The 13,585-nt window shown below is 63.8% G+C and carries 13 protein-coding genes and 1 riboswitch; of the genes, 8 read left to right on the top strand and 5 right to left on the bottom strand.

The annotated features are described in order from the left end of the window. Nucleotides 1–5: 5 nt before the first annotated feature. Nucleotides 6–668, top strand: coding sequence for a heme-copper oxidase subunit III family protein (locus tag KUV81_RS06400; protein ID WP_222543001.1), 663 nt, complete (start codon nt 6–8; stop codon nt 666–668). Nucleotides 669–678: 10 nt separating this feature from the next. Next, nucleotides 679–999, top strand: a complete 321-nt coding sequence (locus KUV81_RS06395; protein ID WP_222543000.1) for a cytochrome C oxidase subunit IV family protein — start codon at nt 679–681, stop codon at nt 997–999. 528 nt (nt 1,000–1,527) lie between these two features. On the opposite strand, the gene KUV81_RS06390 is transcribed toward KUV81_RS06395, so the two are convergent. The 4 genes from KUV81_RS06390 to KUV81_RS06375 all read right to left on the bottom strand — a co-directional run bounded on the left by KUV81_RS06390 (nt 1,528) and on the right by KUV81_RS06375 (nt 5,414). Beyond that, complete coding sequence (locus KUV81_RS06390; protein ID WP_222542999.1) at nt 1,528–2,082, bottom strand: NAD/FAD-utilizing enzyme; 555 nt, start codon at nt 2,080–2,082, stop codon at nt 1,528–1,530. A 140-nt stretch (nt 2,083–2,222) separates the two neighbouring features. Then, a complete protein-coding gene (locus KUV81_RS06385) occupies nt 2,223–2,870 on the bottom strand; it encodes a pyrimidine 5'-nucleotidase (RefSeq protein ID WP_222542998.1) in 648 nt (215 codons plus the stop codon). Between the two features lie 63 nt (nt 2,871–2,933). After that, entirely contained in the window at nt 2,934–3,866 is a 933-nt protein-coding gene (locus KUV81_RS06380) for a YjjW family glycine radical enzyme activase (protein WP_222542997.1), read from the bottom strand. Between the two features lie 3 nt (nt 3,867–3,869). Next, nucleotides 3,870–5,414 carry a YjjI family glycine radical enzyme gene (locus KUV81_RS06375; RefSeq protein ID WP_222542996.1) on the bottom strand — a complete coding sequence of 515 codons (1,545 nt, stop codon included), beginning with the start codon at nt 5,412–5,414 and terminating at the stop codon, nt 3,870–3,872. Nucleotides 5,415–5,648: 234 nt separating this feature from the next. Next, nucleotides 5,649–5,768, top strand: a riboswitch (TPP riboswitch). Nucleotides 5,769–5,874: 106 nt separating this feature from the next. Between KUV81_RS06375 and thiC the strand changes: the two genes are divergently transcribed. Genes thiC through thiH form a run of 6 tightly spaced genes read left to right on the top strand, consistent with a single transcriptional unit; the run spans nt 5,875 to nt 12,272 of the window. Further along, nucleotides 5,875–7,827: a phosphomethylpyrimidine synthase ThiC gene (gene thiC, locus KUV81_RS06370; protein WP_261389207.1), complete on the top strand. Its 1,953-nt coding sequence runs from the start codon at nt 5,875–5,877 to the stop codon at nt 7,825–7,827. Next, a complete protein-coding gene (gene thiE / locus KUV81_RS06365) occupies nt 7,824–9,440 on the top strand; it encodes a thiamine phosphate synthase (protein WP_222542995.1) in 1,617 nt (538 codons plus the stop codon). The genes thiC and thiE overlap by 4 nt, the downstream gene beginning before the upstream one ends. Beyond that, entirely contained in the window at nt 9,430–10,188 is a 759-nt protein-coding gene (locus KUV81_RS06360) for a HesA/MoeB/ThiF family protein (RefSeq protein WP_222542994.1), read from the top strand. Before thiE ends, KUV81_RS06360 begins: the two co-directional genes overlap by 11 nt. Further along, the gene (gene thiS / locus KUV81_RS06355) at nt 10,185–10,382 is read left to right on the top strand and encodes a sulfur carrier protein ThiS (RefSeq protein WP_222542993.1); all 198 of its coding nucleotides are present in this window, start codon (nt 10,185–10,187) and stop codon (nt 10,380–10,382) included. Before KUV81_RS06360 ends, thiS begins: the two co-directional genes overlap by 4 nt. Before the next feature lie 7 nt (nt 10,383–10,389). Then, nucleotides 10,390–11,151 carry a thiazole synthase gene (locus tag KUV81_RS06350; RefSeq protein ID WP_222542992.1) on the top strand — a complete coding sequence of 254 codons (762 nt, stop codon included), beginning with the start codon at nt 10,390–10,392 and terminating at the stop codon, nt 11,149–11,151. A gap of 5 nt (nt 11,152–11,156) precedes the next feature. After that, nucleotides 11,157–12,272, top strand: a complete 1,116-nt coding sequence (gene thiH, locus KUV81_RS06345) for a 2-iminoacetate synthase ThiH (protein ID WP_222542991.1) — start codon at nt 11,157–11,159, stop codon at nt 12,270–12,272. Here thiH and KUV81_RS06340 read toward each other — a convergent pair. Beyond that, on the bottom strand, nt 12,260–13,264 hold the full coding sequence (locus KUV81_RS06340; protein ID WP_222542990.1) for an integron integrase: 1,005 nt from the start codon (nt 13,262–13,264) through the stop codon (nt 12,260–12,262). The two genes, thiH and KUV81_RS06340, sit on opposite strands and share 13 nt — an antisense overlap. Nucleotides 13,265–13,585 lie beyond the last annotated feature (321 nt).

Raw genomic sequence — 13,585 nt, 5'->3', positions numbered from 1 at the left:
GAACCATGAGCAAAGCGAAACCGGCCGGCTGGTCGACCGTGGTGGAGGATTGGTCCCACGACCAGGAGACGTTCAAGGTCTCCTGGGGCAAGGCCATGATGTGGATCTTCCTGCTGAGCGACACCTTCATCTTCGGCACCTTCCTAGTGGGTTACATGACGGCGCGGATGTCGGCGGTGGAGGCCTGGCCGCTGACCGCGGACGTCTTCGCCCTGACCATCGCTGGGCACCACATCCCCCTGTTGCTCATCGCCATCATGACCTTCATCCTCATCACCTCCTCCGGCACCATGGCCTTGGCGGTGAACTACGGCTACCGCAAGGACAAGCGCACCGCCGCCATTTTGATGCTGATCACCGCCATCCTGGGGGCCAGCTTTGTCGGCATGCAGGCGTTTGAGTGGTCGAAACTGATTGAGGATGGCGTGCGGCCCTGGGGCAACCCCATGGGGGCGGCCCAGTTCGGCGCGGCGTTTTTCATGATCACCGGCTTCCACGGCCTGCACGTTTCCGTGGGGGTATTGCTGCTGCTTATCTACGCCCGCAAGGTGGCGCGGGGGGATTACGATAAGGGCGGCGACTACGGCATTGTGGAAACCGTGGGCCTCTACTGGCACTTCGTGGACCTGGTCTGGGTCTTTATCTTCGCCTTCTTCTACCTGTGGTAAGGAGCGAGTCATGGAACAGGCACAACAGCACCCCCTGGGCCTCTATTTCAAGATATGGACCCTGCTGTTCATCCTCTCCGCCATGTCCTACATGGTGGATTACGTGCAGTTGCAGGGCATGCTGCGCTGGTCGCTGATCATCCTCTTTATGTTCCTGAAGGCGGGGCTCATCATCGCCGTCTTTATGCACATGATGTGGGAGCGTCTGGCGCTGATCTACGCCATCTTGCTGCCCCCACTGGCGCTGTTGGTGCTGGTGGCGATCATGGCGCTGGAGAGCGACTACACCTTCTTTAACCGCCTGGCGCACTTCTTTACCGGTGCCACCTGAGCGGCCCGTTCTGCTTCAACCCCAATCTCAACCCGCCGCCTTGGCGGGTTGAGCCGTTTTAGGGCGGCGGGGTTCGTTTGTAGTTCAGGGGGATCTCTGGGGGGTGGGTAAAGAACCACAGGCCGAGAAGGGTGTTTGGATGTGGGGCTCAAGCCAAGACTAACTAAATACGGTTGAGTTAGCCGTGATGGGCTTAATGCCCCACTTGCTCTTTCGCCGACTTGGAGGTGCCTGAGTGAAGGCGTTATTGGCAAGGCTGAGGGCCTGGATGGCCCGAATGACCAGCGATGACAAGGACGTCAACTCTGGTCAGTGCCGTCAGCCGATGCTGCCGGAGCGAAGAAAATGCACCGACCGGAGGAGAGGGGGTTCCAAGGGGGCGAGTCGCCCCTTTGGTTGCCGTCGCCAACGCGACAAAGTGTAGGGCTGGCACGTTCACCGCAGAGAGCTAACACCACAGAAATGCGAAAAAGCAATTAAAACGCCCCCGCAAAGAGCGGGGGCGTTTGCTCGAACGACAGGCGGGCATCAACGCCGCGGGTGGCCGCGCCAGTGAAGCCAGCGGTCCTGGAAGGCCACCTGTTGGCGAGAGGCACCCCGGCGGGTGCCCTGGTCAAACACCGCGGGGTGCTTGACCATCACCTGGGCCAGGGAGTCCTCCTGGGCGGGCTCGACGTCCACCATCATCAGGTGCATGCCGTGGGCGATCGCCTCCTCGAACCGCTCGATGCGGTGGTGGGGGCTTTGCAGGCCAATCAGGCCGCCTTCCCAGGTGCAAAAGCCCAGCACCAGGGCGGCGAACATCCAGATTGGCACCCAACCGAGACTGCCCACCCCAAGCCAGAGGAAGAAGCCCAGGATGGCCATGGCCAGACCGGCGCCCAGTTGCAGGCCGCGCCAGGCGTAGTAGAGCAGGTCATAGAGCATCAGGGAGGAGACGGGCAGCAGGTGGAAGCGACTCACCAGGGCGGGGTGGCGGCTGTGGACGTGGATCTGGGCAGGGCTCAATCCCTGCTTCTCCAACTGCCGCTCAATCAGCTCCAACTCCCACAAGCTGTTACTCAGGTAGTAATGCCGGGTCATAGGGCGCTCCGCAGGTGAACCGAGCCGATGACTCGGATTCAAGGCCGACGATAGGACAAAGCGTAGACTAAAGCGGCGCTTAAGGGCCAGTCGTCGGAGGCGGGGGTAACCGTTTGAATCGACTGAGGAGCCGATAGCGCTCAGGGGCGATTCAGGGCGCCCAGAAAGCCGGTGAGATCCTCGGTGCGGTAGCAGGCGGGGTGATCATTGAGATCCTCCCGGTTGACCAGCACGGTGCGCATGCCCAGGGTCTTGGCGGTGCTCAGGTTGTCCGGTTGGTCGTCGAACATCACGGCGCTGTCCGCCTCGAAGCCGAAATGGTCGCAAATCGTTTGAAACGCGTGGGGGTGGGGCTTCATCCGATAGTCCACCTGCTCGACGCTGAACAGCCCCTCGAAGCAGTGACTCAGGCCCAGGTGATCCAGCAAGCGCTCGGCGTAGGGGCGGGGGGAGTTGGTAAAGAGGATGCGCCGTTTGCTGATGGCGGCCAACTCGTCCGCCAGTTCCGACACCCGGGGCAGGTTGTCCAGCTCCACATCGTGGGCGTATTGGGAGAACGCCTCAAGATCCACCTGTGGGTGGTGCAGCTGCAAGCCACGCAGGGTGCCACCGTAGCGTTTGTAGTAGCGCTGGCAGAACGCGTGGGCCTCGTCGTGACTGAGTTGAAACTCCCGGGCCACATAGTCGCGCATGCGCTGACCCACCTGGTCGAGAATGCCGGACTGGGGCGAGTAGAGGGTGTTGTCGAGGTCAAACAGATAGACGTTGCGTTCAAGTAGTGGCGACACGGAGGGCTCCTGTACTGCGGGGGCCAGCAAGGTTAGCAGCGCCCCGGCAGTGGAGCAAGGCCGTCAGGCGTCGCCGTTAACCCGGACGTCCACCCCTTGTTGGCGCAGACGGTCGGCCACTTCTGCCAGGCGCCTGGCACCGGTCTCGGGCCACTGCCGGCCGGCTTCGCGCACCCCGTGGTGGCGATAGCCGTTGAGCTTCAGCGGCCGCTGGCCGGGCAGGGCGGTGATAAAGCGGGCCAGGGCATCTAACTCCTCAACGTGGTCGTTCTGGCCGCCGATCACCAAAAAGCGCAGCTCGGTGAGTTTGTCGGCCTCGGCCAGCAACTGGGCGCTGTGCAGTACCCGGGCGTTGTCCCGACCGGTCAGGCTCTTGTGCAAGGTGCTGTCCATCGCCTTGATGTCCAGCATCACCCCGTCGCACTGGGCCAGCAGGGCGGGCCAGTGGCGCGCCTCCAGCAGGCCGTTGGAGTCGATAAGCCGGCTCAAGTGCGCGGTGTCGTCGTGGTGTGCCAGCTCGGCAAAGAGCGCGGCGATGAATTTGTGGTGCAGGGTGGCTTCCCCGCCGGAGACTGTGACCCCATCGAGCAACAGCGCCTGCTCTGCGATGGGCTTGACCAGCTCAGCCACGCTGTGGCGCCGGGCGTAGGGGCTGGCGCCGCGAGAGCAGTGGGGCAGGCAGTGGTCGCAGCGCTGGCAGCGCTCGGTGTTTTGGGCCAATCGGCGCTTGCCATTGCGGCTGGCGTCGCTGATACCGCCGTGGGGGCAGTGGGGCAGGCACTCCAGGCAGTGGTTGCAGTGGCCGATGGTCTGGGGGTTGTGGCAACCGGGGCAGTCCATGTTGCAGCCCTGGAAGAACACCACCATACGACTGCCAGGCCCGTCCACGCAGCTGAAGGGCAACAGCCGGTTGACCGGCGCGGTAAGCGCCGGGGTCAAGGTCGGTTTGGCCGCCACCAGGGGGGCGGCCGGGGCCAGGGGCTTGAAGCTCAGCATGGCTTACCAGAGCGCCGAGGGGTGCTGCTCCTGGTTGAGCACCCGGGCCTGGCGGCTCAGGATCTGGCCCACCTCCACCGCTTCCAGCCCTAAGGCGGTGGACTGGTGGCGCTCCGCCTGCTGGCGATACTGCTCGATGTCGGACTTTTTCACCAGGAAGCCGGTGACCCGCACCAGATCGCAGTCGCTCAGGTTGGCGGTGAACACCCGCATCCCCAGGCGGAAGCCGCCGCGGATCAGCCGGGTCAACGCCTGGGGGTTTTGGCGGATGGTGGGCTCGAAGCCCAGGATGTCGCTGACGCCGGCCTGGAAGTAGTCGTGCATCCGGGCGGTGGCGCGGATGTAGCTGGCCGGGTCCGGCTCCTCGCCGATGGGGATCCGGGTACCCGCGGTCTCCTCGGTGTCGCAGGAGATCCCGGACTGGGCGTGCAGCATCACCTTGTTGTCCAGGCAGTGGGGCATGGCCAGTTGGTTTACCGCGTCGGCGTAGGCGGCGATGATCCGCTCACCCAGCGCGGTGGCTTCCTCGTCCAGGCCGTAACGGCCGGACTTACCGGCGGCGGCCATCAGTTGGTTGACCAGCTCGGCGGTGCCGTAGATCCCGAACATGGCGGTGAACTTGGCCGGGTCCAGTAGCCCCTCCTGGCAGAGGAAGTCGTGGCGGTAGAACTGGGTCTCCTCCACCAGGGCGCGAATGCGGTGCTCCAGCGCTTCGGCCATCAGTGCCACGCAGCGAGGCAGGGTGTTGGCCAGGTAGTCCACGACGCTGCCGTCACACAGCGCGAAGGAGACCCGCAGGTTCAGGCGCATCAGGGTGTGGGCACCGCCGCCCAGGGGCAGGGAGTTAAAGCAGCTGACGTTGGCGTACTCGCCGTCAAAGTCCCTAGCGATCCGCTCGTGGTTGGCCACGTGGGGCTTGTTGCAGTGGGCGATGTTGCGCGCCACCTGATCCAGCAGATCCTCCGGGGTGACGCCCGGCTGGAAACGGAAGGTGAGGTTTGGCACCGACTGGGCCAGCTCGGCGTCGATGGCCAGCAGCGCCCGGCCTACGCGGCTGTCCTGGGGCCCCAGGTTCACGTGGGCGAAGGCGTCGGGGACGATGCGATCGATCATCTGCCAGAATCGGCGCAGCTTCTTGTAGAGCGCGTCATCGCTCAGCCCGCCGACGTAGGGCTCCAGCAGGGCATCCAGGTGGCCCAGGAACACCGGATAGGTGGTGACCGAGGGCACGTGCTGGTAGAGGATGGTCAGCAGGTGCAGGGCGTCGTCCAGATCCTCCGCCGGATCCAGCTCCAAAAAGGCGCTGCCCCGGGTCAGGGCCTTGGCGTAATCCGGCACCGTGTAGCGGGGTTTGAAGGGCAGGGCCGGCTCGAACATCTCGTGCACCAGGCCACTTTCCACCGCCTCGGCCACAGCATCGCTGTAGTGACAACGGGGCAGGGCGGCCTCCAGTCGCTGGTACAGCGCCAGTTGTTTCTGTTGTGGGGTGAGGTTGTGGGTTCGAACCAGGCGGGCGGCGTCATCCAGAAGGCTTTGGTGGGCGGACATCAGACCTCTCTTATCGCTGTCGTTATCGGCCCACAAAGGGCCCTGCCAATGGGGCCGAGTCTATCAACGGCCCCCTGCCATGCCTCCCGCAAAATGGACGAAATGGGAGCCGGATCCCCCTTTATCGTCCCGGCGGCGAACCCCCGTCACCTGTAGATAACATCTTAAATTTTCGTAAATTCAGCTTACTCAGCGGTCGGAGTTGTGCCGCTCGGGCTTTGTTGCCATACTGCGGCGGTCTTGTCGGAGTGCCCACCCCTCTGTTGGCAGAGCAACGGGCTGAGATCGCGAAAGCGGGATCCGTGGAACCTGAACCGGTTAGTACCGGCGTAGGAAAACAAGCAACGCCTCAGGTGCCCCCCGGCACCGTCCGTCACAAGGCGGTTTTGGCGACTACTTTGTTGGCCCCCAGGCTCACGTCCGACAGGCAATTTCCCATACGGAATTTTTGGAGATTGCAATGTCGACTGACACCCCGAACACCCCCAGCCGTCGCGAACGTCGTGACGCCGCACAAAGTTACCTGGATAACCTTAAGGGCCACCCCTTTCCCAACTCTGAAAAGCTCTACCTGACCGGCTCCCGCGATGACCTTCGCGTGGGGATGCGCCAGGTGCATCTGACCCCGTCGGTCATCGGCGGCGACCGGGACAACCCCATCACCCGGGACAACGAGTCCATCCCGGTGTACGACACTGCCGGCCCCTACAGCGACCCGGCCAGCGAACTGGACGTGCGCCAGGGCTTAAGCCCCCTGCGCCAACAGTGGATCCTGGAGCGCGACGACACCGACGTGCTCGAGGGCGCCAGCTCCCACTTTACCCAGCAGCGCCTGGCCGACGGCGGCTTTGATCATCTTCGCTTCGAGCACCTGCCCAAGCCCCGCCGCGCCAAGCCGGGCAAGAACGTCTCCCAGCTGCACTACGCCCGGGCCGGCATCGTCACCCCGGAGATGGAGTACGTGGCCATCCGGGAAAACCTCGGCCGCGAGCGGGTACGCAACGAGATTTTGAAAAAGGCCCACCCGGGCCAAAGCTTCGGCGCCAACCTGCCCGAGGAGATTACGCCTGAGTTTGTCCGCGAGGAGATCGCCCGCGGCCGGGCGATCATTCCGGCCAACATCAACCACCCGGAAGCGGAGCCGATGATCATCGGGCGCAACTTCCTGGTGAAGGTCAACGCCAACATCGGCAATTCGTCGGTGAGCTCTTCGATTGAAGAGGAGGTGGAGAAGCTGGTGTGGTCCTGCCGCTGGGGCGCCGATACCGTGATGGACTTGTCCACCGGGCGGCACATCCACGAGACCCGGGAGTGGATCATCCGCAACTCCCCGGTGCCCATCGGCACCGTGCCCATCTACCAGGCGCTGGAGAAGGTGAATGGCATCGCCGAGGACCTGACCTGGGACGTGTTCCGCGACACCCTGATTGAGCAGGCGGAGCAGGGGGTGGATTACTTCACCATCCACGCCGGCGTACTGCTGCGCTACGTGCCCATGACCGCCGAGCGGGTTACCGGCATCGTCTCCCGCGGCGGCTCCATCATGGCCAAGTGGTGTCTCTACCACCACAAGGAGAACTTCCTCTACGAGCACTTCGACGAGATCTGCCAAATCTGTGCCCAGTACGACGTCTCGCTCTCCCTGGGGGACGGCATGCGGCCCGGCGCCATTGTGGACGCCAACGACCGGGCCCAGTTTGCCGAGCTGGAGACACTGGGGGAGCTGACCAAGATCGCCTGGCAGCACGACGTGCAGACCATCATCGAGGGCCCGGGACACGTCCCCATGCACCTGGTGAAGATCAACATGGAGAAGCAGCTGGACGAGTGCATGGAGGCCCCGTTCTACACCCTGGGCCCCCAGGTGACCGACGTGGCCCCGGGTTACGACCACTTCACCTCCGGCATCGGCGCGGCGATGATCGGTTGGTACGGCTGCGCCATGCTCTGCTACGTGACCCCGAAAGAGCACCTGGGCCTGCCGGACAAGGAGGATGTGAAGCAGGGGCTGATGGCCTACAAGATCGCCGCCCACGCCGCCGACGTGGCCAAGGGGCACCCCGGAGCGCAAATTCGCGACAACGCCCTGTCCCTGGCCCGCTTCGAGTTCCGCTGGGAAGACCAGTTCAACCTCTCCCTGGACCCGGAAACCGCCAAGGCCTATCACGATGCGACCCTGCCCCAGGAGAGCGCCAAGGTGGCCCACTTCTGCTCCATGTGCGGGCCCAAGTTCTGCTCCATGAAGATCACCCAGGAGGTGCGCGATTACGCCGCCGCCCACCCCGAAAGCCTGATTGAGGTGGCCGAGGTAACGGACAGCGCCGAGGCCGGGATGGCCGCCAAAGCCCAGGAGTTTCGTGACAGCGGCGCCGAGCTCTATGCGCCGGTCAAAGCCGACGAGGTGAAGGCATGAGTGACGTTTTTGGGGCCGCCGTATCGCCCCGAAACGGCACCCGGGGCGCGGCCAAGCGCCCCATCGTCTGGACCATCGCCGGCTCGGACTCCGGCGGCGGCGCCGGCATCCAGGCGGATCTGCTGACCATTCAGGATCTCGGTGGCCACGGCTGCAGCGCCATCACCGCCATCACCGCCCAAAGCTCGGTGGCGGTGGATTGCGTGGCGCCGGTCTCCGATGAGGCCTTTATCGCCCAGCTGGACACCCTGTGGGCGGACTTGCCGCCCCGGGCCATCAAGATTGGCCTGCTTACCGGCCCGGCCCAGGTGCAGCTGCTGGCCCAATGGTTTGAATCCCGACAGACCCAGTTGCCCCCCATTGTGCTGGACCCGGTGTTGGTGGCCAGCTCCGGTGCCATGCTCAACAGTGCCGAGGCCTCGGATCAGTTCGATGCGCTGCTGCCCTATGTTGACATCCTCACCCCCAACGGCGATGAGCTGGCGGCGCTGACCGGCGTGGCCATCGACTCCCCCAAGGCGGTGGTGGCAGCCTGTGAGCAGCTGCTGGGCCGCGGCGCCCGGGCGGTGCTGGCCAAGGGCGGCCACTTTACGCACCTGCATCGCGAACTGGACGCGCCGCGCTGCGTGGATCTGCTCTACAGCGCCGACCGCAAAGCGCTGTTCGACGGCCCCCGCATCGACACCGACAACACCCACGGCAGTGGCTGCACCCTCTCCTCGGCCCTGGCCACGGTGCTGGCCCAGGATTACGTGCTGGAGGACGCCCTGAGTGTGGTGCGGGCTTACCTTCATAACGGCCTGTTGGCCTCCGAGCAGTACGGTGCCGGCCCCGGCCCCCTGGCGCGAACCGGATGGCCGACCGAGCTGGCCAGCTTCCCCCAGGTGCCGCTGCCCGGTAGTGCGCTGGCCAGCGCCTACGGCCTGACCTCACAAGCGAAAATGCCCAGCGCGCCTTTTGCTCCCTGCGAAGTGGCCGAACTCGGGGTTTACCCGGTGGTGGACAGCGTCGAGTGGGTGAAGCGCCTGCTGCAACTGGGCGTCAAAACCCTGCAGCTGCGTATCAAGGATAAGACCCCGGATAACGTCGAGGCGGAGATCGCTCGGGCCATCGAGCTGGGCCACGCCCACCAGGCGCGGCTGTTTATCAACGACTACTGGGCACTGGCCATCAAGCACGGCGCCTACGGCGTGCACCTGGGCCAGGAGGACATGGAAACAGCGGACCTGGCCGCCATCCAAGGTGCGGGCTTGAAGCTGGGGCTCTCCACCCACGGCTACTTTGAAATTCTTCGCGCCCATGCCCTGGCGCCGAGTTACATCGCCCTGGGCCACATCTTCCCGACGCCTACCAAGGATATGCCCTCTGCGCCCCAGGGGCTGGAGCGCCTGGGCAAGTACGTTGCGCTGGTGCAGCCCCACCGTCCGGCGGTGGCCATCGGCGGCATCGACGTGCCGCGAGCCTTCGAGGTGGCCAAGTCCGGGGTGGGCAGCATCGCCGTGGTCCGTGCCGTGGCCCAGGCCGATGACCCGGCGGATGCCCTGGCGCAGCTGCAAAACGCCTTTGATTCCGTGCCGACGCTGTCTACCCGGGAGGCTGGCCATGCTGAGTGATGCGGACTACCTGCGCTTTGGCCGCCAGTTGCTGCTGCCGGAATGGGGCGAGGCGGGGCAAGCGGCCCTGGCCAACAAGCGGGTGCTCATCCTGGGTTTGGGGGGGCTTGGGTGCCCGGCGATTCAGTACCTGGCCGGCGCCGGCGTGGGCCGGTTGCGTCTGGTGGACGGCGACACCGTTTCGCTCTCCAACTTGCCGCGCCAAACCCTTTATAGCCCGGCGCAGGTGGGGCAGGGCAAGGCCCAGGCGGCCAAGGCCTGGGTGACCGCCCACAATGGGCGACTGGATGTCGAGGCCATCGACCGCATGGCCACCCCGGCCCAACTGCCGGCCCTGCTTAAGGGCGTGGATCTCGTGCTCGATTGCACCGACAACCTCACCACTCGCCACGCCATCAACGCCGCCTGCTACCGGGCGGGGATCCCCCTGGTCAGCGGCGCGGCCGTGGGCTGGCAGGGGCAGTTGATGGTGATAGAGCCCGGAGCGCCAGATGCCGCCTGCTTTGCCTGTTTGAGTGATCCGGCCGATGAGGCCCAGGCGGCCTCCTGCCGAGAGGCCGGGGTGGTGGGCCCGGTGGTGGGCAGCGTTGGCACCCTGCAGGCACTGCTGGGCCTCAAGTTGATGCTCGGCGTGGCCGTGGACAACCAACTGCACCGGTTTGATGGCCGGCAATTTCAATGGCAGCGCTTTGCCCTGCCCAAAGCCCAGGACTGCCCGGTGTGCGGCGGCCTTAAGGAGGCGAGATGAACATCCTGCTGAATCAGCAAACCCAGAGTGTGGCGGCAAACACCATTGCCCAGTTGCTGACTGAACTGGGCCAGGACAAGCCCGGCGTGGCGGTGGCCCTGAATGGCACCGTGGTGCGCAAAAGCGCCTGGGGTGATACGCCCATAAAAGAGGGCGACGCCCTCGATCTGTTTTCCGTGATTGCCGGAGGCTAGGCCCCTTATGTTAACCATCGCCGACAAGACCTTTGATTCGCGCCTGTTTACCGGCACCGGCAAGTTCGCCACCAACGCTCTGATGCAGGACACCATCGCCGCCTCCGGCTCCCAGTTGGTGACCCTGGCGCTCAAGCGGGTGGATCTGACCGGCGCCCAGGGGGACATCTTCAGCCCACTTAATGAACTGGGCGTTAGCCTGCTGCCCAACACCTCCGGTGCCAAAACCGCCGAGGAGGCGATCTACGCGGCGCAGTTGGCCCGGGAGGCGCTGGGCACCCACTGGCTGAAGCTGGAGATCCACCCGGACCCCCGCTATCTGCTTCCAGACCCCATCGAAACCTTAAAAGCCGCCGAAGCCCTGTGCGCCGACGGCTTTGTGGTGTTGCCCTACTGCCACGCCGACCCGGTGCTGTGCAAACGCCTGGAGGAGGCGGGCTGCGCCGCCGTGATGCCCTTGGGGGCACCCATCGGCTCCAACCAGGGCCTTAAGACCGAAGCGTTTTTGAAGATCATCATCGAGCAGGCCAAGGTGCCCGTGGTGGTGGATGCCGGCATTGGCGCCCCCTCTCACGCCGCCTGGGCCATGGAGCTGGGCGCCGATGCGGTGCTGGTGAACACCGCCATGGCCGTGGCGGGCGATCCGGTGGCCATGGGCCGCGCCTTCAAGCAGGCCGTGGTAGCGGGGCGGACGGCGTACGAGTCGGGCCTGGGCGCCGTCTCCAGCCAGGCCACCGCCACCAGCCCGCTGACCGGCTTTCTGGGGTAAGGGCGATGAGTTTCTACACCCTGTGGCAGCAGCAGGACTGGGACGGCCTGGCCCTTGCCATCAACAGCAAGACCGAGGCCGACGTGCGCCGGGCCCTGGCCAAACCCAAGCGGGAATGGCAGGACTTCCTGGCGCTCATCTCTCCGGCGGCGGATGTGCACCTGGAGGCCATGGCACAAGCGTCCATGGCCCTGACGCGCCAGCGTTTCGGCAACAACCTCGGCCTCTATGTGCCGCTGTACCTGTCCAACCTTTGTGCTAACGAGTGCGATTATTGCGGCTTTACCATGAGCAACCGCATCAAGCGCCACACTCTGAACGAACAGGAACTGGACGCCGAGTTGGCCGCGCTTAAGGGGATGGGCTTTGACAATATCCTGCTGGTGACCGGAGAGCACGAAACCAAGGTGGGGATGGAGTACTTCCGTCGCATGGTGCCGCGGGTCAAAGCCCAGTTCACCTACCTGCAGATGGAGGTGCAGCCGTTGGAGGCCGAGCAGTACGCCGAGCTTAAAGCCCTGGGGCTGGATGCGGTGATGGTGTACCAGGAGACCTACCACGCGCGCACCTACGCTAAGCACCACCTGCGCGGCAACAAAACCGACTTTCGCTATCGCCTGGAAACCGCCGACCGGCTGGGCCAGGCGGGCGTCGACAAGATTGGCATTGGTGCCCTGTTGGGCCTGGCCAATTGGCGGGTGGAGGCGGCCATGGTGGCGCTGCATCTGGATTACCTGCAGCACACCTATTGGCGCAGCCGCTACTCGGTGTCCTTCCCGCGGATCCGCCCCTGTGAAGGGGAGGGGCCCGGGCCGGTCTCGCCGGTGGGCGAACGCCAGTTGCTGCAACTGATTTGTGCTTTGCGCCTGTTTGGCCCGGAGGTGGATCTCTCCCTCTCCACCCGGGAGTCGGTGGCGTTTCGCGACAACGTCTTTGCCCTTGGCATCACCACCGCCTCGGCCGCCTCCAGCACCCGTCCGGGGGGCTATGCCGAGTCCAGCGACGATCTGGAGCAGTTTAGCATCGATGATGGCCGCAGCCCGGCCGAGGTGGCCGGCGCCATCACCCAGCAGGGGTTGCAGCCGGTGTGGAAGGATTGGGACAGAGCCTACTCGGGCTGACCTGAAAGGGCTTGCCCGGAGTCACCCCGGTTGACCAGCCTGTCCGCCGGGCTCAGCGTGCCGATATGTCTCTGCCCGGCCACGTGGGTGTAGATTTGCGTGGTGCGCACATCCGAGTGGCCCAATAGCTCCTGAACGGTGCGAATGTCTGCGCCGTTTTGCAGCAGATGAGTCGCGAAAGAGTGGCGAAAGGTATGCGCCGTCACTCGCTTATCGATGCCGGCACTTTGCACCGCCGCCTTTAAGTGCTTGGCGTAAGCACTGTGGTGCTTGTGATGGCGACAGCGATAGCCGTCATGGGGATGCTGACACAAGGTGGTGGAGGGGAAGAGGTATTGCCAGGCGGCCGTCTTTAGCGCGCCTCGGTATTTGCGGAACAGAGCGGGGGCAACCGAACTCATCCCCTCGCCCTGGGCCACATCATCGTCGTGCAACGCTTTGACCCGGTCAATCTGCAACGCCAGCGGGTGCAGGGCGCTTTCGGGGATCAAAGTGTAGCGATCTTTATTGCGTTTGCTTTGAAAGATAAACAGCGAGCGCCCTTCCAAGTCCACATCCTTTAACCGCAGCCTCAGCGCCTCGTGTACCCGAAGGCCACTGCCGTAAAGCAGGGTAGTGATCAGCCAATACTCGCCTTTTAACTGACTTAATATCCGAGCCACCTCTGTCGGACTGAGCACCGTCGGCAGCCGGGCCTGGCGTTTGGCCATGCCAAAACGCAATCCAACAATAGGTTTGTCCAGTACATGCCGATACATGAATATCAGGGCACACAGCGCCTGATTCTGCGTTGCTGCACTGACGTGGCGGCGGTTGGCCAGATGGGTTAAGAAGGCTTCAATCTCTTGGTTGCCAAGCTCGGAGGGATGCCTTAAGTTGTTGAAACGGATGAAGTAGCGTACCCAATAGAGATAGCTCTTTTCGGTTTGCAGCGCGTAATGCCTGACCCGAAGTGCTTCACGGATCTTGCGCAAAAATGGACTTGAACTCATCCCGCCACCTCACTCACGCCAATAACTGTATGGATATACAGTTATAAGTGACTTTGGGCAAAGTTCAAGGACTTACAGCGCCAACCCGTGCGGTTTAATGCGTCCCACCAATGCCTGCCCTATAAACAAAAATCAATAAAAACAGAGGCTTGCCTGTAAGTGTTTGCTAGCGGAACGGGCGAACTTTCAACTGGATTCTCGCTTTCAAACAGTCGCAAGTGCATCTGTCGGGCCCAAACCCGTGGGGTGTCATTGTCTTAGGCCAAACCAGGACGGTTTGGTGTAGGAAGCTTATCGAGAATTCAAACTAATATACTGTTA

Source organism: Ferrimonas balearica, from assembly GCF_019802085.1.
Classification (GTDB): Bacteria; Pseudomonadota; Gammaproteobacteria; order Enterobacterales; family Shewanellaceae; genus Ferrimonas; species Ferrimonas balearica_B.
The sequence above is the reverse complement of the archived record's forward strand: the minus strand, read 5'-3'. Positions and strand labels throughout refer to the sequence as shown.